Source organism: Streptomyces sp. NPDC020747, from assembly GCF_044334695.1.
GTDB lineage: Bacteria > Actinomycetota > Actinomycetes > Streptomycetales > Streptomycetaceae > Streptomyces.
This window is the reverse complement of record NZ_JBIRTJ010000003.1, coordinates 756,678-777,848: the sequence shown is the minus strand read 5'-3', so window position 1 is coordinate 777,848 and position 21,171 is coordinate 756,678. Positions and strand designations below refer to the sequence as shown.

Sequence of the window (21,171 nt, the reverse complement as noted above, 5' to 3'; positions counted from 1 at the left end):
CGGACGATGCCCCGCACCGGCACCGGCAGCGGCAATGGCGCCGTCACCCGCAGCACCCTGCGGCAGCAGATCGCGGACGCGCTCCGCGACGAGGTGCTGGCCGGACGCCTCAAGCCGGGCCAGGAGTTCACGGTCAAGGAGATCGCCGAGCAGTACGGCGTCTCCGCGACCCCCGTCCGCGAGGCCCTCGTCGACCTGTCGGCCCAGGGCCTCCTGGACGCGGACCAGCACCGCGGCTTCCGCGTCCACGAGTACTCGCTGGACGACTACCGGGGCATGATCGAGGCCCGCAGCCTGGTCACGGACAGCATCTTCCGGGGCCTGCTGGACGCGGAGGCCACCACCACGCGGGGCGCCCGCGTCGCGCTCGCCACCCGGATCGACGACCCGCGCACCGGTGCCGCGCTCGCCGGCGTGCGGCGGCGCGGCGAGGAGGCCCAGCGGGCGGCCGCCGCCGGTGACCTCAACATCCTCATCGGCTACGACCTGCGCTTCTGGCGCGAACTCAGCGGGCTGTTCGGCAACCGCTACCTCGCGGACTTCCTGCACCGGCTGCGCGTCCAGTCCTGGGTGTGCGCGGTCCAGCACCTGCGCCGGGTCGACGACCTGCGCGGCCGTCTGTGGTCCGAGCACACGGCCCTGGTGGACGCCCTCACCGAGCGCGACGCCCCGGCCGCACACACGATCGTGACGGCGTACGACGCGCACTCGCTGGCGCTGATCGAACAGTTGGTGGCGGACTAGGCCCGAGGGGCCGGGGCCACGAGGCTGCGGCTGCGCGGCTGCGGCTGCGCGCGGGCCGAAGATCCGGGGCCGGAAGTGGCGGGTGCGGGGGTGGGGCCGCCAGGTGTGGGGTATTCGACGTTCACGGCGGGGGCTGACCGCGCTTGCACCGACTACGCTTTCTTGACCACCGTGCTACGCGAGGAGCTCTCAGTTGGCCTGTGACCTGTGGCTGGTCCCGCTCGTCGACGTGTTGTGCCACACCCCCGACAACCCCTTCGCCGAGGAACTCGCGCTCTACGACAAGGTTCTGGGCGAGGCCGGACTTCCGCCGGTGCCGGTCTACGCCTACATGCCGGGCCTCTCCGGCGATGTGGCCCCGGTCGCGGGCTTCGACTACGACGCGCTGCACTTCCTGCGCCGCGCGTACCTGCTGCAGGTGTGCGGGCTCGCGGTGGAGCCGGTCGACGAACTGGGCGGCGACTACGAGCAGTTGCTGGAGATGTTCGACGCGACGGCCCAGCAGTCGCACCTGGTCTGGCACTACGACCACGCGGGCGCGTACGTACCCGTGGACTTCCCGCACCCGCTGTCCAGCGACGAACTCCTCGCGGGCGGGGGCCCCCTGGGCTCGTCCCAGGCCCTGCTGCGGGAGCTGGAGTTCGTGGCCCCGACGATCGGCATCGACCCCGCCGTGCCGCCCGTCGCGCCGCAGCCTCCCATGGCACCCACCGAGCTGGAGGAACCGGCCGCCCCCGCCCCCTTCGACGCGAGCCCGTTCGCCCGCGAACGACATGTGTGGCTGGGGCTGCACGCGGCGGCGACACGGAGTCTGGCGCAGGGCTCGATGATCATCTTCAGCTAGCGCCGTCTGTCGTTCGGGCCCGCTGGTGTGGATGCCATGACGGGTGTCAGGACGTGCAGACGTCGGCCAGTTCGTCGGCGGCGGCGTCGATCCGGCCGGTGTCCGGGCTGGTGTCGCCGTCCTGGATGGCCTTGTTGTAGTCCTTGATGGCGTCATCGAGGTCGTCGACCGCCTTGCCGACCTTGTCGTCGTTGGCCCTGTCTCCGTCCGTCCCGTCTCCGTCCATCCTGTCGTTGATCTTGTCGAGGTTCTTCTCGATGGTGTCGATGGACGAGTCGGTCCGCGCGTGATCCCTCACCGCGTCCGCACCGGCCTCGTGGATCGCCTTGAGACTGTCGGCGATCGTGTCGGCGTTGCTGAGGCAGCTCAACGAGTTGTCGAGGTCGTCGTCCTCGCATCCGGTGAGCAGCCCGGCAGCGAGCGTGACGGCTGCCAGGGTGGTGACGACGGTGACGGTACGGCGTACGGGGCGACGGTTCGCGGCCATGGAATCGGCCCTTCCTGGATCGGCTGGTGATGCCGTCCACGATTCCGTCGCACTCGCGCCACCGCGAGGGAGCGGTCCCCCGAGTCCGTGGTGCAGCAGGCTGTACCACGGAGGCCCCGGCGGGTCAGCGCAGCTCGGACAGGCCCTTCTGGAGGTCCTCGCCGTTCATGATCGGGCAGACCTCGACCTCGGCGTTGAACTGGGTGAGGAACGGCTCACCGACAGGGGGCAGCTCCGAGCTGTCCTTCATGTCGAAGAACAGGAGGCAGGTACGCCGCCCGCCCAGGGGTGCGAAGTACGCCGCCTCGGGCTTGAGATGGTCCAGGATCTCCTTGATCAGCTCCGGCATCTTCCCGCTGCGGATCGCTTCGTTCGACTTCTCCGTGTCCAGAGTGGCCTTGAGCATGACGCGCATCGCGCTCACCTTCTTCTGATCGACGCACGCACGTTTGCACTCTCAGCGTATGCCCGCTATGTGAGGTACGCCCACTCTTGCTCCTTGAGCGCGGCACGCAGGAGCACCGGGTGAACCAGGTGCTCGGGGGCCACCGGCCGGTACCGCCAACTCAACGGCCAGGTCCGCCCGTCGAGCGCCGGAACCGGGATGTACGAGACATGGTCCGGGCCCGCGGTGAGCCGGGTGACTCCGTCGGGCCAGACGCGGTGCGCCGTGCTGCCGGCAGGGACCAGGAAGTACACGGCCCGGCGTGCGTTGGCCTCCTCGACGACCGGCCCCGGGCTGCCACCCGTCATCCGCGCGAGCGCGTCCGCGAGGTGTCGGCCGCGGATTCCGTCGACGCGCACGGCGTCGAACTGGACGCCTGCTCTGCGGAGTTGGAGGCCGGTGAGGGGGACCCAATCAGGGGCGAGTGGGGGTTCGTCGAGGTTTAGTTCGTGACTTTCTGTGTCCATGGGGACAGTTTTCGCAGGCACCGCTAGCGTTTTCCATGACTCTGCGTCGCCGGTCGGTCACGGTCGGGGCAGGTGCTGTCGGGTTGAGATCAGTTGAGTTCGGTTGAGTCCAGGAGTGACCGTATGGCGCGGGCTGAGAACAAGGCGGAGGCGGGCGGTACGGCACATCTGGTTGCCGCCCTCGCGAAGGGGCTGCGCGAGCAACAGCAGCTCTCACAGGAGCAGTTGGGCAGGAAGATCGGGTACACGGCGTCGGCGGTCAGCGCGATGGAGACATGCGCCCAGCCCGCGAGCGATCAGATGCTCGTCAAGCTGGAGGAGTCGATCGGCGGCGGCCTCGGCGTCTTCGGCAAGGCACGCAAGTGGATGCTGCTGGAGAAGTACCCGGCCAGGTTCCGTGGTTTCTCGGAGCTGGAGGCAGGGGCGGTCACGCTGTCGTCGTACATGACGCTGGTCGTCGACGGCCTGTTCCAGACCGAGGAGTACGCGCGAGCGCTGATCGGTGGCAGCTATCCGCCGGTGTCCGAGCAGAAGCGCGAGGAGCTGGTCGAAGCGCGGCTGGCCCGCAGGAGACTCTTCGAGCGGAACCCGGCTCCGATGATCGAGCTGATCCTCGAAGAGAGCGTGCTGCGACGGCCGTTCGGCAGCTGGGAGACCTTGCGCGGACAGCTGCGCTCGCTCGCCGAGGACGCGCGGAGGGACAATGTGTGCGTACAAGTGCTGCCCTTGGACCGCGGACTTCGCGGCACGTACGCGGGCGACCGCGGCGCCATGAAGCTCGTCGAGACCCAGGAGCACGAGCACGTCGTCTACATGGAGATCGAGGACCAGGGCATCCTGATCAACGATCCGGCGGAGGTGTCCCAATTGGCGCATCGCTATGCGAAGATCCGCGCACAGGCGCTGAGCCCCGACGAATCGCTCGGCCTCATCGAGCGGTTGGCAGGAGAAGCAGGATGACCGGCAGCGGAACGATGCTGTGGTTCAAGTCGAGCTACAGCGACGGCGGAGGCGGCGACTGCCTGGAGGTCGCTTACGCCTGGCGCAAGTCGTCGTACAGCAGCGACAGTGGCGGCCAGTGCGTCGAAGTCGCCCTCCACCCCCGTGCCATCCACGTCCGTGACTCCAAGAACCCCGGCGGCCCGGACGTCACCGTCTCCGGTGAAGCCTGGGCCGTCTTCACCTCAGCAGTCCGGGTGACGTAGGTGGCGTAAGCCGTACCCCCGCTCCCCCCGAGCACTACGCTGCCGCACCGGACAGCGTCAGGGCGTGCCGAAGGACGGGTGGGCATGGGGGACAGGCTGCGAGTCGCCGACGTATCGCGCGTTCCGGAGGACCGGCTCATACAGCTGATCACCGACAGCTTCGACAACCTCGTCACCGTGGCCCTCGCGGACGCCACCAACGGCTTCGTGCCCCAGCGCACCCGTCGCCTGCTGCGCAAAGCGGACTGGCGACTGGACTGGCAGGACGCCCTGCTCTGCGCCAGGTCCGCCACCGCGGCAACGAGGCCAGCCTGCTGGCCAAGAAGTTGCGCCGCAACGACTTCAACAACAGCACGGAACGCAAGATCGGAACGAACTCCCATCTCACCGCTCAGGTCTGGCTGAGGACGGCGTTCCCGGACGAGTACGCGGATCTTCTTCGGCACGAACGCGCCCGCCTGAGCCTGGACGAGACACCCGAGGAACCCTCGTTCCGCGATGTGCACGAGCAGATCGAGTACGCCTGCGCCCGCGGCCGGATCGCCGCGCCGCGCACGCTGGAGGTCGACGCGCTGCTCACCGCCGGCGATGCCGCCGTGAGGCTCGCCACGGCCGACGACGCCAAGAACCAGGACGAGCGCACCATGGAGCTGCGCCATCCTCTGATGCTGGGCCGGTGGGAGAACGCCCTGAGGGAACTGGGGGCCATGACCGCGGGGCCGGCTCGCGCGCAGACCCCTCACGCGCTGGGAACACTCCCGGACGATTTCTACGCCCTCCCCCAGGACGAAGCGACCGGGGTTCTCAATGCCCGGCGTTTTCTCGCGGCCATCCAGCAGCGGCGCCTGGAGTACAAGCGGTACGCGCGCCAGATCACCCAGGCGCTACGCGAACGGGAGCGCGAAAGCCCGCACGTGATCGCCCTTGCCGAAGCCAAGGCAACGGCGAGCCATCGCCTTGCCGAAAGGCACCCGGCCGAGTACGCCTTGATCCGCGCCGAGCTGCGCCCTCACGAGGAGCACGACGGCTTCCTGCCCAGGTCACTCGCCTCCAGCTCGCAACGCGCCGAGATCAAGCGCCGAGTCCTGACGACCCTGACGGCCGGCACGCGGACACGGCCGGCGCCGCCGGAAGCGTAGGGCATCCGACGCGACGAGAACACAAGGAGGGGCGCCCCGACAGCTTGTCGGGGCGCCCCTCCTTTCGGTCCGCACCAGATGAACGAGCCGTACTAGATGAACGAGTTGATCTCGATCGTCTCGTCGCGGCCGGGGCCGACGCCGATCGCGGAGATCGGGGCGCCGGACATCTCTTCCAGGGCCTTGACGTAGTCCTGCGCGTTCTTCGGGAGGTCCGCGAAGGTCTTGGCCTTCGTGATGTCCTCCGACCAGCCCGGCAGGGTCTCGTAGATCGGCTTCGCGTGGTGGAAGTCGGTCTGGGAGTACGGGAGTTCCTCGACGCGCTTGCCGTCGATCTCGTACGCCACGCAGACCGGGATCTCCTCCCAGCCGGTCAGGACGTCGAGCTTGGTGAGGAAGAAGTCCGTCAGGCCGTTGACGCGCGTCGCGTACCGCGCGATGACCGCGTCGAACCAGCCGCAGCGACGGTCACGGCCGGTGGTGACACCGCGCTCGTGGCCGATGCGGCGCAGCGCCTCGCCGTCCTCGTCGAAGAGCTCGGTCGGGAACGGGCCCGCGCCGACCCGGGTCGTGTACGCCTTCAGAATGCCGATGACCCGGCTGATCTTCGTGGGGCCGACACCCGAGCCGGTGCAGGCGCCACCGGCGGTCGGGTTGCTGGACGTCACGAAGGGGTACGTGCCGTGGTCGATGTCCAGCAGCGTGCCCTGGCCGCCCTCGAAGAGGACCACCTTGTCGTCTTCGAGCGCCTTGTTGAGCACGAGGACCGTGTCGGCGACGTACGGGCGCAGCTTCTCCGCGTACGTCAGCAGTTCCTCGACGACCTGCTCCGACTCGATGCCGCGTCGGTTGAAGACCTTCGTGAGGAGCTGGTTCTTGCCGTCGAGGGCCGCCTCGACCTTCTGCATCAGGATCGACTCGTCGTACAGGTCCTGGACGCGGATGCCGACGCGGTTGATCTTGTCCGCGTACGTCGGGCCGATACCGCGGCCGGTCGTGCCGATCTTCCGCTTCCCGAGGAAGCGTTCCGTCACCTTGTCCACCGTCACGTTGTACGGCGTGATGATGTGCGCGTTTCCGCTGATGAGGAGTTTGGAGGTGTCGACGCCTCGCTCGTTCAGTCCGTTCAGCTCGGAGAACAGGACCGACGGGTCGACGACGACTCCGTTGCCGATGACCGGAGTACACCCCGGCGAGAGGATTCCGGAAGGGAGGAGGTGGAGGGCGTACTTCTGATCGCCCACGACTACCGTATGGCCGGCGTTGTTGCCGCCCTGGTAGCGCACCACATAGTCCACGGAACCACCGAGCAGGTCGGTGGCCTTTCCCTTGCCTTCGTCACCCCACTGAGCACCGAGCAGCACAAGTGCGGGCACGCGCGTACACCCCTTCCGGGCGGGGCATGTCCAAGGTCGGGGACGTACGCGGCTGGTTCTGGTACGGCTGCGTACGCCGGCGACCACCTTTGGCCGCGACCGTCGGACCGGATGCCCCGGAATAGACGAAGCCCCTGGCGCAATAGCGCAAGGGGCTCTTGCACAAAGATGCTACCCGAGGAAGCGAGGCAGGACCGAGGTGTCGACTTCCGACCAGCTCCTTGTGGTCATCGACCCGGTCGCCCGTCACGGTGACGGTGAGGCGGTACGGATCGCAAAAGACGTGCTCAGCGCGGGTGCGACGACGAAAGTGTGCCTTCCTGACGGGCCCGAGGAATTCGATCGGGCACTTGCCCGGAGAGGATCACGACGGCCCGTCGTGATCGGGGACGACCGGGCACTTTTGCGCGCGGTATCCGTTTTGTACCGCCGGCGGGAACTGGCCGGATGTGCGCTGTCCCTCGTGCCGGTGGGCGTGAGCGGCGGGGCGCTGTCGCTCGCGCGGGCGCTGGGCGTGCCCATAGGGGCCGTCGCGGCGGCCCGTGCCGTGCTCGACGGGTCCGAGCGGCGGCTCGATCTCCTGGTGGACGACAGTGACGGGGTGGTGCTGGGGGCGTTGCGGATTCCGCCTTTGGCGGGGGGTCGGTGGGGGGTGGCGGCGACTGGGGCTGGGGTGGACTCGGGTGGGGTGGCCGGGGGCTTGGGCTCGGGGAACGGGTCCGGTTCTGGCTCTGGCTCTGGCTCTGGCTCTGGCTCTGGCTCTGGCAATGGGTCTGGTTCCGGGTCCGGGGGCGGCTCGCGGCTGGGTTTGGGGTTCGGTTTGGGCCTGGGGTCGGGTTCCGGGTCCGACTCCGGCTCGGGGAGCGCTTCGGAGGATGGCGGCGGGCATCACCATCACTGGCTTCGTACCTGCCAGTCCCTCGTACGGACCCTCGCCGCCCGGCCCGCCCGGGTGCCCGCCCCCGCGGTGACCGGGCCGACGAGGTTGCGGATCGAGGTCGACGGGGTGACCCTCGTCGACCTCGACCAGCCGCTGGAGTCCGTGTCCGTCATACCGGGTGGGGTGGGCGGGGGTGCGCGGGTCGAGGTGCGGCCCGCTTCGGTGGGGGCGGAGGCGGCTCTGCTGGAGGCCGTGGCTCGGACGATCACCGTGTCGGGGTCGGACTTCCGCTATCGCGCGGATGCGGTGGTCGGGGGGCCTGTGCGGACGCGGACGTGGACGGTTCGGGAGGGGGCGTGGGGGTTGACGTTGCCGGGGTGACGGGGGAGCCGGGAGGGGTTTTCGCCCCCGCCGCCCCTACCCATTCCCGTCCCTTTTCGGGGGCCGGCCCCCGAACCCCCGCTCCTCAAACGCCGGAGGGGCTGAAGTTCAGCGGGGGTCTGGGGGCGTCAGCCCCCAGGGGAAGGGAACGGGTAGGGGCGGCGGGGGCGAAAAACGCCCTACCCCGCCACCGGCAACCCCACCACCCCACCCTCCAAGTCGTCCTTCAAGGACACCCCCGTGCGGCCCAGCTCCCGCGCTCGGGTCATCAGGGACGTCAGCTTGGCGGCAGCCGTGTCGTAGGACAGGCCCAGTGGCGGCCGGATGTTGGAGAGACAGTTGCGGTCGGCGTCCGTGGTGTGGCCGGGGCGGGGCGCGTACGTGAGGTACGCGCCCAGGGAGTCCGCCGCCGACATCCCGGGCCGTTCGCCGACGAGGACGACGACCATGGCGGCACCCAGCGCGTGGGCGACGTCGTCACCGAGCGCCACCCGGGCCTGCTCGGCCAGGACCACCGGCGCGACCCGCCATCCGGCAGGCAGCCGTGCCGTCGTCGCGCGGATCACCGGCGCCGCGTGGTCATGGACGGCCCGGCTCGACAGCCCGTCCGCGACGACGAAGACGACGTCCCAGTCGTCCCAGGCACCACAGGTGTCACGCGGCAGGTGCGCCCGGTCGATGTCGTCGAGCCTGCGGCCCAGGTCGGGCCGCTGGAGGTACGTCAGCCGGTCGGGAGCCGCGCTCCGGACCCGTACCGTCGGCACACCCGGCAGCGCGGACGCCACCACGTCCGGGTCGAACGGCGAGTGCACCGCGTCCCGCGCCGCCGCGTGGGCGGCCTGGAGTTCGAGGCGGTGGCGCGTCGGCAGGGCGGAGCCGGCCCGGCCCAGCCCGATCCGCGCCTGGGTGTGCCGCCGCAGCCCCGTCCACAGCGCGGCATCCGAGGATTCCAACGGCTCGGGTGCCATCAATGCCCTTACCAGTGTCGCCAGTTGACGGTCCGTCATGCTGCCAGCTCCTTGCCGATGGCCATCAGGGGGTGGGCGGTGTCGGCGACGGGCCGTATTCCGCCTCGTTCGTCGAGCAGGCCGATCCCGTCGAGCCACGCCTCGAACTCCGGTGCCGGGCGCAGCCCCAGGACCTCACGCAGGTACAACGCGTCGTGGTAGGAGGCGGATTGGTAGTTGAGCATGATGTCGTCGCCGCCCGGTGTGCAGATGACGAAGGACGCCCCGGCCACGCCCAGCATGGTCAGCATCGTGGCGATGTCGTCGTCGTCCGCGTCGGCGTGGTTGGTGTAGCAGATGTCCAGGCCCATGGGCAGGCCGAGCAGCTTGCCGCAGAAGTGGTCCTCCAGGGCGGCGCGGAGGATCTGGCGGCCGTCGTACAGGTACTCCGGGCCGATGAAGCCCACCACCGTGTTGACCAGCAGAGGCTCGTAGCGGCGGGCCACCGCGTACGCGCGCGCCTCGACCGTCTGCTGGTCGACCCCGTGGTGCGCGTCGGCGGAGAGCGCGCTGCCCTGGCCGGTCTCGAAGTACAGGGCGTTGGACCCGACCGTGCCGCGGCCCAGGGCGCGCGCCGCCTCGTACGCCTCGTCGAGGAGGCCGAGGGTGACGCCGAAGGACGCGTTCGCGGCCTGCGTACCGGCGATGGACTGGAAGACGAGGTCGACCGGTGCCCCGGCGGCCATCAGGTCGATGCTCGTCGTGACGTGGCTGAGCACGCAGGACTGGGTGGGGATCGCGTACCGGCGGATCACGTCGTCGAGGAGTTCCAGCAGGTCCCGTACGGCCCTGGGGCTGTCCGTCGCCGGGTTGATGCCGATGACCGCGTCGCCGGAGCCGAGGAGGAGCCCGTCGAGGAGCGCCGCGGCGACGCCCGCCGGGTCGTCGGTGGGGTGGTTGGGCTGGAGGCGGGTCGCGAGCCGGCCGGGCAGGCCGATCGTCGAGCGGAACGCCGTGACGACCCGGACCTTGCGGGCGACCGCGACCAGGTCCGCGTTGCCCATGAGCTTGGAGACTGCCGCCGTCATCTCGGGCGTCAGGCCGGGGGCCAGCGCGGTCAGGGCACTCGCGTCCGCCGCGTCCGAGAGCAGCCACTCCCGGAACTCCCCGACCGTGAGACCGGCGACCGGCGCGAAGGCCACCGCGTCATGGGTGTCCACGATGAGCCGGGTGACGTCGTCGTCCTCGTACGGGATCACGGGCTCGGCGAGGAACCGTGCGAGCGGCACGTCCGCCAGCGCCCAGCGGGCCGCGACCCGCGCCTGCGCCGACTCGGCGGCGAGCCCGGCGAGGCGGTCGCCGGAGCGTTCGGGGCTCGCGGCGGCGAGCAGCCGGGCGAGGCCGTCGAAGCGGTGGGTGCGGCCGCCGAGGGTGGAGGTGTACGTGCTCATGCCGGGGACGGTACGAAGCGTGGGCACCGGCGGTCCATGGCCGGACGGAGAGTTAACGCAGACGTTCGCTGTCGGGGCGATCCACAGGAGTTCTAAAGGTCTGGTTGACAAACATTTAACGCCCGGACCGGGGACACGACTCATTTTCCGTGCAGCATTCCGGTCGACCGAGGACGAGTGCGGACACGAGCTCGGACACGAGTGCGGACACGAACGCGAACACGAGCGCCAAGACGAGCGCGAAGACGAGCGGGCGACCGCGAGCAACGATGGAGAGGGGCCACCCGATGGCGGTACAGGAGGGCGCAGCCCCCGAGGCGGCGGCGGGCACGGCGGGCGAGGACACCACCGACGCCACCGTCCACCGGCTCAAGCCGAACGCGATCGGCCTGCTGGGCGTGGTCTTCATGGCCGTCGCCACGGCCGCGCCGATCACCGCGATGACGGGCAACGTGCCCTTCATGGTCTCCTCCGGAAACGGCATCGGAGCCCCCGCGAGCTATCTCGTCGCAATGGTCGTCCTGGCGATCTTTGCGGTCGGCTTCACCTCGATGGCGAAGCACATCACGTCCACGGGCGCCTTCTACGGCTTCATCTCGTTCGGCCTCGGCCGGACCGTCGGCCTGGCCTCCGGGCTCCTCGCGACCTTCGCGTACGTCGTCTTCGAGCCGGCCCTGATCGGCATCTTCTCGACCTTCGCCACGACGACGCTGCACGACCAGACGGGGGTGGACGTCCCGTGGTGGGCGTTCGCGATCCTGATGCTCGCGATCAACGCTATGGGCACGTGGTTCGGAGTGTCGGTCGCCGAGAAGCTGCTCGTGGTGCTGCTGGCCACCGAGGTCACCATCCTCGCGGCGATGGCGATCTCCGTCGCCCTGCACGGCGGCGGCCCGGACGGCTTCACGTTCGGCCCGGTCAACCCGGTCAACGCCTTCCAGGGGACATCGGCCGGTCTCGGACTCTTCTTCGCCTTCTGGTCGTGGGTCGGCTTCGAGTCGACGGCCATGTACGGCGAGGAGTCCCGCGACCCGAAGAAGATCATCCCCAAGGCCACGATGATCTCGGTGCTCGGCGTCGGTGTCTTCTACGTCTTCGTGTCCTGGATGGCCATCACGGGCAACGGCGAGGCGGCGGCCGTCGAGGCGGCCTCGTCCTCCAACCCGCTCGCCCTCTTCTTCAACCCCACCGAGCAGTACGTAGGCCACTGGGCCGTCATCGTCATGCAGTGGCTGATGATCACCGGCTCGCTGGCCTGCGGCATGGCCTTCCACAACTGCGCCGCCCGCTATCTCTACGCCCTCGGCCGCGAAGGGGTGCTGCCGTCACTGCAGCGCACCATCGGTCGCACCCACCCCGAGCACGGCTCCCCGCACGTCGCGGGCCTCGTCCAGACGATCGTCAGCGCGGTGCTGCTCGCGGCGTTCTGGGCGGCCGGCAAGGACCCATACACCGGTACGTACGTCCTGCTCGCCATCCTCGGCACGATGGCCATCCTGGTGGTGCAGGCCGTGTGCTCCTTCGCTGTGCTGGCGTACTTCCGCAAGAACCACCCCGAGTCCCGGCACTGGTTCAGGACCTTCACCGCCCCGCTCGTCGGCGGCCTCGCGATGCTCGCGGTGGTGGTCCTGCTGGTCTCCAACATGGGTGTCGCGGCAGGACCCGAGTCCGGCTCGATCGTCCTGAAGGCCACACCGTGGATCGTCGCGCTGATCGGCGTGGGCGGGGCGGCGTACGCCCAGTACCTGAAGAGGCGGCGTCCGGAGGGGTACGCGCTGCTGGGCAGGACGGTCCTGGAGGAGACGAAGGAGCGGTAGCCGCAAGGGAGTTGGCGGTGGTGTTCGGGGCGCCGTTCGCGGTGGTGTTCGCGGCGCCGTTCGTGGTGATGTTCGCGGTGGGCCTTCGGCCGGGTGCCGTACGTCAGCCCTGGTCGAACGTCTTGTCCCGGTGTTCCCGCCACCGCTCCATCAGCTGGCCGAGCTCGCCCTGCAGATACTCGAAGAAGGCCAGCGTCTCGGCGATCCGCTGTCCGCCGGGGGTCGTCGTCCCGAGGCTGTCGACGCCCTCGCGCAGGGTGTGCTCCCAACGCTTGAGTACGGCGTCACGGCTGGTCAGCGCCTCGTACCACTGGTCGCTGTGCACCCGGTACCGCTCGCGCCGCGAGCCGGGTTCGCGCTCCCGCGACACCATGTGGACCTGGGCGAGATAGCGCACCGCGCCGGAGACCGCGGCGGGGCTGACCTGGAGCTGTTCGCCCAGTTCGGCCGAGGTCATGGCGCCGGAGTCGGACGCGAGCAGCGCGGCGAAGACCCGGGCGGCCATCCGCTGCATACCGGCCTCGACGAGCTGCGCAGCGAAGCCCTCGACGAACTTCGACACCGCCTCCGGGTCCCGCCCCACCGCACTCGGCTCCGCCATCGTTCGATCATCTCCCCTGCTCGCGCACCGACCCCCGAGTGTATCGGCCCTTTTTACGCTTCCTTAACTTCACAAATTTCTGAAAGAAGCGTACGTTCTGAACCATGACGAAGGCAATCACCGTCTCCGGACTGCACAAGTCGTTCGGCAGCACGCACGCCCTGGACGGTCTCGACCTCGAAGTCGAGACCGGCGAGGTCCACGGCTTCCTCGGCCCGAACGGCGCCGGGAAGTCCACCACCATCCGCGTCCTGCTGGGCCTCCTGCGCGCCGACTCCGGCGCCGCCCAGCTGCTGGGCGGGGACCCGTGGACCGACGCCGTCGAACTGCACCGCCGGATCGCGTACGTCCCCGGCGACGTGACGCTGTGGCGCAACCTCTCCGGCGGCGAGGTCATCGACCTGTACGGGCGGCTGCGCGGCGGCCTCGACAAGGCACGCCGGGCGGACCTGATCGAGCGGTTCGAACTCGACCCGACCAAAAAGGGGCGCACGTACTCCAAGGGCAACCGGCAGAAGGTCGCCCTCGTCGCCGCCTTCGCCTCGGACGTGGACCTGCTGATCCTGGACGAGCCGACGTCGGGCCTCGACCCGCTCATGGAGGAGGTCTTCCAGTCCTGCGTCGAGGCCGAACGCGACCGGGGCCGCACCATCCTGCTCTCCTCGCACATCCTCAGCGAGGTGGAGGAGCTGTGCGACCGCGTCAGCATCATCCGCAAGGGCCGGACCGTGGAGAGCGGTTCGCTCACCCAGCTGCGCCATCTGACCCGCACCAGCGTCACCGCCGAACTCGCGGGCCCGCCCAACGGATTGGCTGCCCTGCCCGGCGTCCATGACCTCGACGTCCAGGGCAGCAGGGTCAAACTCCAGGTGGAGAGCGACAAGCTGAACGCCGTACTGCGCTCACTCACCGAGTCGGGCGTACGGTCCCTGACCTCGACGCCACCGACCCTGGAGGAGCTGTTCCTGCGGCACTACCAGGAGGACGCACGGGCGGAGGCGGTGTCGCGATGACCGCCGTGGCTTCGGGTACTTCGGGCACTTCGGGTACGAGGTTCGGCGTACGAACGGGTGGGGCACGTCAACTGGCCGGTACCTGGACGCTGTTGAGGCTCGCGCTGCGCCGCGACCGGGTGATGGTCCCGCTGTGGGTCGCGGTGATCGCCCTGATGGTGGTCTCCATGCCCGGCTCGCTGGAGAGCGTCTACTCCACGGCCGCCGAACGCGCCGACGTGGCCCGCCAGATGCTGACCAACAGCTCCCTGCGCGCCATGTACGGGCCGGTGTTCGGCGACTCCCTCGGCGGCCTCGTGGCGTGGCGCATCGGAACGTACGCGGGCGTGTTCGCCGGGATCATGAGCCTGCTCGTCGTCGTGCGGCACACCCGGGACGAGGAGGAGAGCGGCCGCCAGGAGATGGTCTCGGCGGGCATGGTGGGCCGTCGCGCGCCGCTGACCGCCGCACTCCTCGCCGCCCTCGTCGCGAACTCGGCCCTCGCGCTGATCATCACGGGCGGCCTCGCGGGACAGGGCTCCTCGGGCGCGCTGGCGCTCGGACTCGGCACGGCCGGGGTCGGCATGGTCTTCGCGACGATGGCGGCGATCGTCGCCCAGCTCACGGAGAGCGCCAGGCTCGCGAAGGGCCTGACGGGCGGCCTGCTGGGCGCGGCGTTCGTACTGCGTGCGGCCGGCGACTCGTCGGTGAGCGACGGCTCGTCGGTACTGACCTGGCTGTCCCCCGTCGGCTGGCTGGAGAACCTGCGGTCCTTCGCCGACGAACGGTGGTGGGTGCTGCTCCTCTTCGTCGCCGCCGTGGCACTCCAGGGCCTGATCGCGTACGACCTGACCGGCCGCCGTGACGTCGGCATGAGCTTCCTGCCGACCAGGCCCGGCCCCGCCTCCGGCCGCCTCGGTACGGCCTGGGCACTGGCCTGGCGGCTGCAGCGCGGCAGCGTGCTCGGCTGGAGCCTGGGCTTCCTCGCCGCCGGTGTCGCCTTCGGCGGGATCACCACGGGCGCCACGGATCTGGTCGGCGACAACGAACGGACCCGCGAGATCATCGAGCGCATGGGCGGCCAGTCCGGGATCACGGACGCGTTCCTCGCCACGATGGTCGGCATGCTCGGGATGGTCGCCGCGCTGTACGTCGTCCAGTCCGTACTGCGGCTGCACGCCGAGGAGACCTCCCAGCGTGCCGAGCCGATCCTCGCCAACGCCGTAGGGCGGTTGCGCTGGGCGTCCGGCCACCTGCTGATCGCCTTCGGCGGGGCGACCCTGATCATGCTGGTCGGCGGCCTGGGTCTCGCCCTCGGCTACGGCCAGAACCTCCCCTCCGTCCTGGGCGCCTGCCTGGTCCAACTCCCCGCGATCTGGACCATCGGCGGCCTGGCCGTCCTTCTCCACGGGGTGTCTCCGACGGTGGCGCCGGGTGCGTGGGGCGCCGCCGGCGCGGTCCTCCTCCTGGGCTGGATCGGCCCGGCCCTGGACCTCCCGGACACGCTCCTGGACCTCTCCCCCTTCGGCCACCTCCCGAAGCTGCCGGGCGGGGAGATGGCCTGGACACCGATGCTGGTGCTCACGGGGATCGCGATTGCGCTGGTGGGGGTGGGGCTGGGTGCGCTGAGGCGCAGGGACCTGACTACCGGCTGACGGGGAGCGCCCGTCTTCCAGCGGCGCGGGGAACTGCGCGACCAGCCCCCACCCGCACGTCACCACCGGACCGACCGTCCCCATCCGTCACACCTCGACAAGCAGCCCCTCCAACCCCCGGATCACGAAGTTCGGCTTCCGCTCGGGCTCGGTGGCGAGCCTGAGCGCGGGAGCCTGGTCCAGCAACGCCCCCATGGACGCGGCCAGTTCGATCCGGGCGAGCGGCGCCCCGATGCAGTAGTGGATCCCCGCGCTGAAGGAGATGTGCGGATTCTCCGGCCGGGACAGATCCAGCGCCTCCGGCTCGGCGAACACCGCCGGGTCATGGTTGGCGGAGCCGAACAGCAACGCAACCTCGCTCCCCCGGGGAATCACCGTCCCGTCCACCTCGATCTCGTCGAGCACCCACCGCTCGAACAGCTGCAACGGCGTGTCGTACCGCATCAGCTCCTCCACCGCCGTACCCACCAGCCCCCGGTCCGCCCGGAGCGCCGCCAGTTGACCGGGGTTCCGGAACAGCGCCCACCACCCGTTCACCGTGGCGTTCACCGTCGCCTCGTGGCCCGCGTTCAGCAGGAGCACGCACGTCGAGATCATCTCCTGCTCACTGAGCCGGTCCCCCTCGTCGTACGCCGCGATCAGCCCCGAGACCAGGTCGTCCCCCGGCTCCTTGCGCCGGACCTCGATCAGCTCCCGCAGGAACTCGGTGAACTCGACCGACGCCCGCACCGCCTTCTCCGCCGTCTCCTGCGACGGACTCAGCTCGTACATCCCGCAGATGTCCGCCGACCAGGGCCGCAACTGCGCCCGTTCGGACTCCGGGATCCCCAGCATCTCCGCGATGACCGCCACCGGCAGTGGTTCGGCGACGACCGTCAGCAGGTCACCGCCGCCGGCCGCGACCAGCTCGCCGACCAGTTCGGACGCCAGCCGGTCCACGTACGGCCGCAGCCGCTCCACCGTCCGCGGGGTGAACGCCTTCGACACCAGCCGCCGGATCCGCGTGTGGTCCGGGGGCTCAAGGTCGAGCATCCCGTGGTCGTTCAGCACATGGAACGGCTCGTGCTCGGCCGGCGGTGCCGTACGCCCGAAGTCCTCGTGCGTGAACCGGTGCTGGTACGTCCGGCCCAGGCGCCGGTCCCTGAGCAGCGCCGACACGTCCGCGTGGTGCGGGACCAGCCACTGGTTGGTGGGCTCGTAGTAGTGGACCCGGCCCTGGGCACGGAGGTCCGCGTACGCGGGGTACGGATCGGCCAGGAAGTCCTGGTCCCAGGGGTCGAACGCCGACGAAGGTCTGGTAGCTGCCATGAACGGACGCTAACCGGAGGTGTCCCTGTCTGACCAGGGCCGTTCCTCTTCTGCGGGGCCGCCTGATGGCACAGCCCCGCGCCCCTGAAGGAAGGGCGCTTCCGTCAGCCCGGTGTCACCAGGCGGGCCTCGTAGGCGAACACCGCCGCCTGTGTGCGGTCCCGCAGGCCCAGCTTGACCAGGATGCGGCTCACATGGGTCTTGATGGTGGACTCGGCCACCACCAGGCGGGTGGCTATCTCGGCGTTGGACAGGCCCTGGGCGATGAGGACCAGGACCTCCGTCTCGCGCTCGGTCAGGTCTCCGTAGGCCGCCTGGGCGGTGGGCGACAGGCGGGGCGCCTCGGCCAGCTTCGAGAACTCCGTGATCAGCCGCTTCGTCACCGAGGGGGCCAGCAGTGCCTCGCCGGCCGCGACCACCCGCACCCCGTCCGCGAGCTGCCGGGCGGAGGCGTCCTTCAGGAGGAAGCCGGACGCTCCGGCGCGCAGCGCCTGGTACACGTACTCGTCGAGGTCGAACGTCGTCAGGACGAGCACCTTCGACGCGCCGTTCGCCGCGACGATCTCGCGGGTCGCCTCTATGCCGTTCATCTCGGGCATCCGGATGTCCATCAGGACCACGTCCGGCGCCAGCTCCCGGACCCGGTCCACGGCCTCGCGGCCGTTGACCGCCTCGCCTACGACCTCGATGTCCGGCATCGCGCCGAGCAGCACCGAGAAGCCCTCGCGGACCATCATCTGGTCGTCGGCGATCAGTACGCGGATGGTCATTCGGAGTCCTCCGTCGGTGCGGTCCTCGGGACCGGAAGGAAGACCGCGACCTCGTAGCCCCCGTCGTCCGTCGCCGCCGCCGTCATCTCCCCGTCCAGCATCGACACCCTCTCCCGCATTCCCGTGATGCCGTGCCCGGCGCCCGGTGAGGGCTTGACCAGGCCGGTCGCCGGACCGTTCACGACGCGCAGTCCGAGTCCGCCGAGCACATAGCCGATCTCCACCTTGGCGGCGCCGCCCGGCGCGTGCCGCAGGCTGTTGCTCAGCGCCTCCTGGACTATTCGGTACGCGGACAGCTCGACGCCCTGCGGGAGTTCGCGCACCGCCCCGGTGACCGTCTTGTCCACGGCGAGTCCCGCGTCCCGCACGTTCTCCAGGAGCCGGTCCAGGTCCGCGAGCGTGGGCTGCGGGGCGTCCGGAGCCTCGTAGTCCTCGGCCCGTACGACACCGAGGACTCGGCGCATCTCGGAGAGGGCTATGACCGCGTTCTCCCTGATCACCGAGAAGGCGTACTCCAGCTCCGGCGGTGGGTTCTCCACGCGGTAGGGGGCGGCCTCCGCCTGGATGGCGACCACCGACATGTGGTGGGCGACCACGTCGTGCAGCTCGCGGGCGATCGTCGTGCGCTCTTCGAGAAGGGTGCGCTTGGAGCGCTCGTGCGCGGTCACCGTCTCCTGGGCGGTCACCTTCCGCACGGCGTCGTGCCGCACATGCCACACCGTGACGACCAGCAGTGCCAGCGCGCTCACGAACAGGAAGGGCATGGTGTTCGTGTAGTAGTGGCTGCCTCCGAAGAAGACCTCCGTGAAGAGGCCGTACGCCGCGGTCAGCGCCCACATCCAGGCCGCCGTGCGGGGTCTGGTCCTCAGCGCCACGACCGTGAGCACGATCAACTGGGTCGCGAAGGCGCCGGGCAGCCAGGGCCAGTCGCTCCCCCAGTTGTCGCCGAACACGGCCGTGACCGGTGTCGCCGCGAGGGAGACCCAGAAGGCGCCGACCGGCCTGAGCAGGGTCAGCAGGATCGTGCCCAGTGCGAGGAGGCCGGTCAGGAGCTGGACGAGATCACCGCCGCCGTTGCCCGCGAGGGAGATGAGCAGCGCCACCCCACCGGCCAGCGCCACCAGGACATGCGGGGTCCGGGTGGCCTGCTCGCGCAGGCGCGGCGGCAGCCGCCGGGTGAGAGGGCCGTCCACACGCATCCTCGGAAGCGGGCGGAAGGCGAAGGCGTCGTGGAAGAGGTCCTGTCGCAGCCCCCGCGACGCGTCCATCGCCAGCTGGAACTCGGGGCTGCGCGGCCGGCCACCGCTTGGTGGTGTCGTCTGCGTCTGGGTCGTCTCGGTCACATACAGAACGGTAGGCGGAGACCTGCGTAGCGGTCGTCAGCAGTGAGAGGGGTCATTCGGCCTCCCTCTCAGGTACTACGGGTACGACCGGGTGTCCCGCGGGCAGCGCCGCCCGTGGCCGCCGGGGCGCTCAGTAGCCACTGGGGCGCACCAGCCCGCACTCGTACGCGAACACCGCCGCCTGGGTGCGGTCCCGTAGGCCCAGCTTCACGAGGATGCGGCCCACATGGGTCTTCACGGTCTGCTCGGCGACGAAGAGCCGCTCGGCGATCTCCGCGTTCGACAGGCCCTGCGCGATGAGGGCGAGCACCTCCGTCTCGCGCTCGGTCAGCTCGCCGACGCGCTGCTTGAGCGGGGCTCGGGGCGTGGAGTCCAGCCGGGAGAACTCCGCGATGAGGCGACGGGTGATGCCGGGCGCGAGCAGGGCGTCGCCGGCGGCCACCACCCGGACCGCCTCGGCGAGCTGGTCGGCGGACGCGTCCTTCAGCAGAAAGCCGGAGGCTCCCGCGCGCAGCGCCTCGTACACGTACTCGTCGAGGTCGAAGGTGGTCAGCACCAGGACTCTGATCTCCGGGGTCTTGTCGGTGATGCGGCGGGTGGCCTCGATGCCGCCGAGTTCGGGCATGCGGATGTCCATCAGGACGACGTCCGGGGCGAGTTCGGCGACCTTGGCGATGGCGTCCAGCCCGTCGACCGCCTGGCCGACCACGTCGATGTCGGGCTGGGTGTTGAGCAGCACCGTGAAGCCCTGCCTGACCATCTGCTGGTCGTCGGCGATGAGTACGCGGATGCTGCCGCTCGTCATGGAGTGTCTCCTGTGGGGTCTGGTGGGCCGGTGGGGCCGGTCGAGTCGCCGGGACGGAGCGGGCGGGAGGCGGTGGCCGCCGAACGCGGCAGGAAGGCCGCCACCGTGAACCCGCCGCAGGCCGTCTCCATGGCCATGAGGGTCCCACCGAGCATCGTCGCCCGCTCCCGCATCCCGAGCAGACCGTGTCCGGCGCCCGGTGACGGCGGGGCGGGCCGGCTCGGCGAGGAGTTGACGACCCGGATCTGCAGGCCGCGCGGGAAGTGCGTGAGCTCCACCCGCACCACCGAACCGGGCGCGTGCCGCAGCGCGTTGCTCAGCGCCTCCTGGACGATCCGGTACGCGGACAGCTCCACGCCGGGCGGCAGCGGGAGCTGCTCGCCGGTGATCTCCGTGGTCACCTCCAGCCCGGCGGCGCGGGTGTTCTCGACGAGGGCGTCGAGACGGTCGAGCCTGGGCTGGGGGGCGTCGGGCGCGGCACCGGCGCCGGCGCCGAGACCGTACGCGTCGTCGGGGTTCTCCGAGCGCAGCACGCCGAGGACCCTGCGCAGCTCGGTGAGCGCCTCCAGGGCGTTCTGCCGGATGCCGTCGAGGTTCTCCTTGAGCTCGTCGGATGGGTTCTCCACCAGGTGCGGGGCCACTTGGGCCTGGATGGAGATGACCGACATGTGGTGGGCGACCACGTCGTGCAGCTCGCGGGCGATGCGGTTGCGCTCCTCCAGCAGGGTGCGGCGGGAACGCTCCTCCGCCGTCAGGTACTCCTGCTCGACCAGCTGGGTCCGTGCCTCGCGGCTGCCGCGCAGGGCGGTGCCGAGGAGAACGGCGACGGCGAACACCGAGACGGCCAGCATGCCCGTCCCCGAGTACGGACCGCCGCCGAGGACGCCCTGGACGAAGGCCGTGACCAGCCCGGTCACCGCCAGCACGCCGAGGGCCACGCGGGCGGGCATCCGCAGCGCGAGCAGGAAGAGGATCAGGGCGTGCGCGGCGATCGTGGTCCCTATCCACGGCCAGTGGGGGCCCGGGGGCACCATGTCCGACATGTTCGACCGGGCGGCCACGGCGGTGATGAACATCGCGGACAGCGACACCCACCACGCCGGGAAGGGCCGCCACAGGGCGAGTACGAGCGCCACGCCCTGCGCCGCCCCGGCCAGCAGACCGAACTCGATGCCCAGCCGATAATTGGTGCTCATCTCGTCGGTGCCGCCGAACCCGACGACGACGGCGATCAGGCAGATCACAACGTGCGGCAGCCGGCGCAGCCAACGGGGCCGGGACAGCGGAGGCAGGGGCGCTCTGCCGGACGAGAGGCCCGCGAGAAGGGCGGGCAGGGAGCCGCGGGCGCGACGCACCCGGGCGGGACCGGCAGGACCGGCAGGACCGGCAGGACCGGTGAGGCTGCTGGGGTCGGGGCTGGTGGGGCCTGTGGAGTGCTCGAAGCGGGCGGGCAGTGGCACGGCGGGGCGGTTCTCCGGGGGTGGGGGCAGGGGCGGGGCCGAGGTGGTGTCGTC

General features: G+C 70.3%; 21 protein-coding genes. 9 read left to right on the top strand and 12 right to left on the bottom strand.

Features of this window, described 5'->3' with window-relative positions:
* The first annotated feature begins 6 nt into the window (after nt 1-6).
* Both ACH4YP_RS12625 and ACH4YP_RS12620 read left to right on the top strand, forming a co-directional pair.
* Entirely contained in the window at nt 7-744 is a 738-nt protein-coding gene (locus ACH4YP_RS12625; RefSeq protein ID WP_398490504.1) for a GntR family transcriptional regulator, read from the top strand.
* A 193-nt stretch (nt 745-937) separates the two neighbouring features.
* The gene (locus tag ACH4YP_RS12620) at nt 938-1,588 is read left to right on the top strand and encodes a hypothetical protein (protein ID WP_361071671.1); all 651 of its coding nucleotides are present in this window, start codon (nt 938-940) and stop codon (nt 1,586-1,588) included.
* 46 nt (nt 1,589-1,634) lie between these two features.
* Here ACH4YP_RS12620 and ACH4YP_RS12615 read toward each other — a convergent pair whose 3' ends face one another.
* The 3 genes from ACH4YP_RS12615 to ACH4YP_RS12605 form a co-directional block, all read right to left on the bottom strand.
* Nucleotides 1,635-2,075, bottom strand: coding sequence for a hypothetical protein (locus ACH4YP_RS12615; protein WP_398490503.1), 441 nt, complete (start codon nt 2,073-2,075; stop codon nt 1,635-1,637).
* Between the two features lie 124 nt (nt 2,076-2,199).
* Nucleotides 2,200-2,490, bottom strand: coding sequence for a hypothetical protein (locus ACH4YP_RS12610; protein ID WP_143640208.1), 291 nt, complete (start codon nt 2,488-2,490; stop codon nt 2,200-2,202).
* Nucleotides 2,491-2,546: 56 nt separating this feature from the next.
* Nucleotides 2,547-2,987, bottom strand: a complete 441-nt coding sequence (locus tag ACH4YP_RS12605; protein WP_398490502.1) for a hypothetical protein — start codon at nt 2,985-2,987, stop codon at nt 2,547-2,549.
* Nucleotides 2,988-3,110: 123 nt separating this feature from the next.
* Here ACH4YP_RS12605 and ACH4YP_RS12600 point away from each other — a divergent pair, with 123 nt between their 5' ends.
* The 3 genes from ACH4YP_RS12600 to ACH4YP_RS12590 all read left to right on the top strand — a co-directional run bounded on the left by ACH4YP_RS12600 (nt 3,111) and on the right by ACH4YP_RS12590 (nt 5,331).
* Nucleotides 3,111-3,947: a DUF5753 domain-containing protein gene (locus tag ACH4YP_RS12600; RefSeq protein ID WP_398490501.1), complete on the top strand. Its 837-nt coding sequence runs from the start codon at nt 3,111-3,113 to the stop codon at nt 3,945-3,947.
* A complete protein-coding gene (locus ACH4YP_RS12595) occupies nt 3,944-4,192 on the top strand; it encodes a DUF397 domain-containing protein (protein ID WP_398490500.1) in 249 nt (82 codons plus the stop codon). The genes ACH4YP_RS12600 and ACH4YP_RS12595 overlap by 4 nt, the downstream gene beginning before the upstream one ends.
* A gap of 326 nt (nt 4,193-4,518) precedes the next feature.
* Entirely contained in the window at nt 4,519-5,331 is an 813-nt protein-coding gene (locus ACH4YP_RS12590) for a hypothetical protein (protein WP_398490499.1), read from the top strand.
* Between the two features lie 92 nt (nt 5,332-5,423).
* On the opposite strand, the gene ACH4YP_RS12585 is transcribed toward ACH4YP_RS12590, so the two are convergent.
* Nucleotides 5,424-6,707, bottom strand: a complete 1,284-nt coding sequence (locus tag ACH4YP_RS12585; RefSeq protein ID WP_361071692.1) for an adenylosuccinate synthase — start codon at nt 6,705-6,707, stop codon at nt 5,424-5,426.
* Between the two features lie 199 nt (nt 6,708-6,906).
* Between ACH4YP_RS12585 and ACH4YP_RS12580 the strand changes: the two genes are divergently transcribed.
* Nucleotides 6,907-7,968: a diacylglycerol kinase gene (locus ACH4YP_RS12580; RefSeq protein ID WP_398490498.1), complete on the top strand. Its 1,062-nt coding sequence runs from the start codon at nt 6,907-6,909 to the stop codon at nt 7,966-7,968.
* Between the two features lie 179 nt (nt 7,969-8,147).
* Here ACH4YP_RS12580 and eutC read toward each other — a convergent pair whose 3' ends face one another.
* Nucleotides 8,148-8,936, bottom strand: a complete 789-nt coding sequence (eutC, locus tag ACH4YP_RS12575; protein ID WP_398490557.1) for an ethanolamine ammonia-lyase subunit EutC — start codon at nt 8,934-8,936, stop codon at nt 8,148-8,150.
* Between the two features lie 35 nt (nt 8,937-8,971).
* Nucleotides 8,972-10,366, bottom strand: coding sequence for an ethanolamine ammonia-lyase subunit EutB (locus ACH4YP_RS12570; protein ID WP_398490497.1), 1,395 nt, complete (start codon nt 10,364-10,366; stop codon nt 8,972-8,974).
* A 287-nt stretch (nt 10,367-10,653) separates the two neighbouring features.
* Between ACH4YP_RS12570 and ACH4YP_RS12565 the strand changes: the two genes are divergently transcribed.
* Nucleotides 10,654-12,183: an APC family permease gene (locus tag ACH4YP_RS12565; RefSeq protein WP_361070935.1), complete on the top strand. Its 1,530-nt coding sequence runs from the start codon at nt 10,654-10,656 to the stop codon at nt 12,181-12,183.
* A 103-nt stretch (nt 12,184-12,286) separates the two neighbouring features.
* On the opposite strand, the gene ACH4YP_RS12560 is transcribed toward ACH4YP_RS12565, so the two are convergent.
* Nucleotides 12,287-12,784 carry a MarR family transcriptional regulator gene (locus ACH4YP_RS12560; protein ID WP_361070932.1) on the bottom strand — a complete coding sequence of 166 codons (498 nt, stop codon included), beginning with the start codon at nt 12,782-12,784 and terminating at the stop codon, nt 12,287-12,289.
* 104 nt (nt 12,785-12,888) lie between these two features.
* Here ACH4YP_RS12560 and ACH4YP_RS12555 point away from each other — a divergent pair, with 104 nt between their 5' ends.
* Both ACH4YP_RS12555 and ACH4YP_RS12550 read left to right on the top strand, forming a co-directional pair.
* Entirely contained in the window at nt 12,889-13,797 is a 909-nt protein-coding gene (locus ACH4YP_RS12555; RefSeq protein ID WP_398490496.1) for an ATP-binding cassette domain-containing protein, read from the top strand.
* Nucleotides 13,794-15,431, top strand: coding sequence for an ABC transporter permease (locus ACH4YP_RS12550; RefSeq protein WP_398490495.1), 1,638 nt, complete (start codon nt 13,794-13,796; stop codon nt 15,429-15,431). Before ACH4YP_RS12555 ends, ACH4YP_RS12550 begins: the two co-directional genes overlap by 4 nt.
* Before the next feature lie 87 nt (nt 15,432-15,518).
* Here ACH4YP_RS12550 and ACH4YP_RS12545 read toward each other — a convergent pair whose 3' ends face one another.
* The 5 genes from ACH4YP_RS12545 to ACH4YP_RS12525 form a co-directional block, all read right to left on the bottom strand.
* Nucleotides 15,519-16,739, bottom strand: coding sequence for a cytochrome P450 (locus tag ACH4YP_RS12545; protein ID WP_398490494.1), 1,221 nt, complete (start codon nt 16,737-16,739; stop codon nt 15,519-15,521).
* A 104-nt stretch (nt 16,740-16,843) separates the two neighbouring features.
* Complete coding sequence (locus tag ACH4YP_RS12540; RefSeq protein ID WP_361070920.1) at nt 16,844-17,509, bottom strand: response regulator transcription factor; 666 nt, start codon at nt 17,507-17,509, stop codon at nt 16,844-16,846.
* The gene (locus tag ACH4YP_RS12535; protein ID WP_361070917.1) at nt 17,506-18,852 is read right to left on the bottom strand and encodes a histidine kinase; all 1,347 of its coding nucleotides are present in this window, start codon (nt 18,850-18,852) and stop codon (nt 17,506-17,508) included. Before ACH4YP_RS12535 ends, ACH4YP_RS12540 begins: the two co-directional genes overlap by 4 nt.
* Before the next feature lie 130 nt (nt 18,853-18,982).
* Nucleotides 18,983-19,657, bottom strand: a complete 675-nt coding sequence (locus tag ACH4YP_RS12530) for a response regulator transcription factor (RefSeq protein ID WP_361070915.1) — start codon at nt 19,655-19,657, stop codon at nt 18,983-18,985.
* Entirely contained in the window at nt 19,654-21,012 is a 1,359-nt protein-coding gene (locus ACH4YP_RS12525; protein WP_398490556.1) for a sensor histidine kinase, read from the bottom strand. Before ACH4YP_RS12525 ends, ACH4YP_RS12530 begins: the two co-directional genes overlap by 4 nt.
* Between the last annotated feature and the right edge of the window lie 159 nt (nt 21,013-21,171).

What these genes read in the sequence shown, in the direction of transcription:
- ACH4YP_RS12625 (WP_398490504.1), top strand. Translation starts at nt 7, where the DNA reads ATGCCCCGCACCGGCACCGGCAGCGGCAATGGCGCCGTCACCCGCAGC.
- ACH4YP_RS12615 (WP_398490503.1), bottom strand. Translation starts at nt 2,075, where the DNA reads ATGGCCGCGAACCGTCGCCCCGTACGCCGTACCGTCACCGTCGTCACC.
- ACH4YP_RS12610 (WP_143640208.1), bottom strand. Translation starts at nt 2,490, where the DNA reads ATGCGCGTCATGCTCAAGGCCACTCTGGACACGGAGAAGTCGAACGAA.
- ACH4YP_RS12605 (WP_398490502.1), bottom strand. Translation starts at nt 2,987, where the DNA reads ATGGACACAGAAAGTCACGAACTAAACCTCGACGAACCCCCACTCGCC.
- ACH4YP_RS12600 (WP_398490501.1), top strand. Translation starts at nt 3,111, where the DNA reads ATGGCGCGGGCTGAGAACAAGGCGGAGGCGGGCGGTACGGCACATCTG.
- ACH4YP_RS12595 (WP_398490500.1), top strand. Translation starts at nt 3,944, where the DNA reads ATGACCGGCAGCGGAACGATGCTGTGGTTCAAGTCGAGCTACAGCGAC.
- eutC (WP_398490557.1), bottom strand. Translation starts at nt 8,936, where the DNA reads ATGGCACCCGAGCCGTTGGAATCCTCGGATGCCGCGCTGTGGACGGGG.
- ACH4YP_RS12570 (WP_398490497.1), bottom strand. Translation starts at nt 10,366, where the DNA reads ATGAGCACGTACACCTCCACCCTCGGCGGCCGCACCCACCGCTTCGAC.
- ACH4YP_RS12565 (WP_361070935.1), top strand. Translation starts at nt 10,654, where the DNA reads ATGGCGGTACAGGAGGGCGCAGCCCCCGAGGCGGCGGCGGGCACGGCG.
- ACH4YP_RS12560 (WP_361070932.1), bottom strand. Translation starts at nt 12,784, where the DNA reads ATGGCGGAGCCGAGTGCGGTGGGGCGGGACCCGGAGGCGGTGTCGAAG.
- ACH4YP_RS12555 (WP_398490496.1), top strand. Translation starts at nt 12,889, where the DNA reads ATGACGAAGGCAATCACCGTCTCCGGACTGCACAAGTCGTTCGGCAGC.
- ACH4YP_RS12550 (WP_398490495.1), top strand. Translation starts at nt 13,794, where the DNA reads ATGACCGCCGTGGCTTCGGGTACTTCGGGCACTTCGGGTACGAGGTTC.
- ACH4YP_RS12545 (WP_398490494.1), bottom strand. Translation starts at nt 16,739, where the DNA reads ATGGCAGCTACCAGACCTTCGTCGGCGTTCGACCCCTGGGACCAGGAC.
- ACH4YP_RS12540 (WP_361070920.1), bottom strand. Translation starts at nt 17,509, where the DNA reads ATGACCATCCGCGTACTGATCGCCGACGACCAGATGATGGTCCGCGAG.
- ACH4YP_RS12530 (WP_361070915.1), bottom strand. Translation starts at nt 19,657, where the DNA reads ATGACGAGCGGCAGCATCCGCGTACTCATCGCCGACGACCAGCAGATG.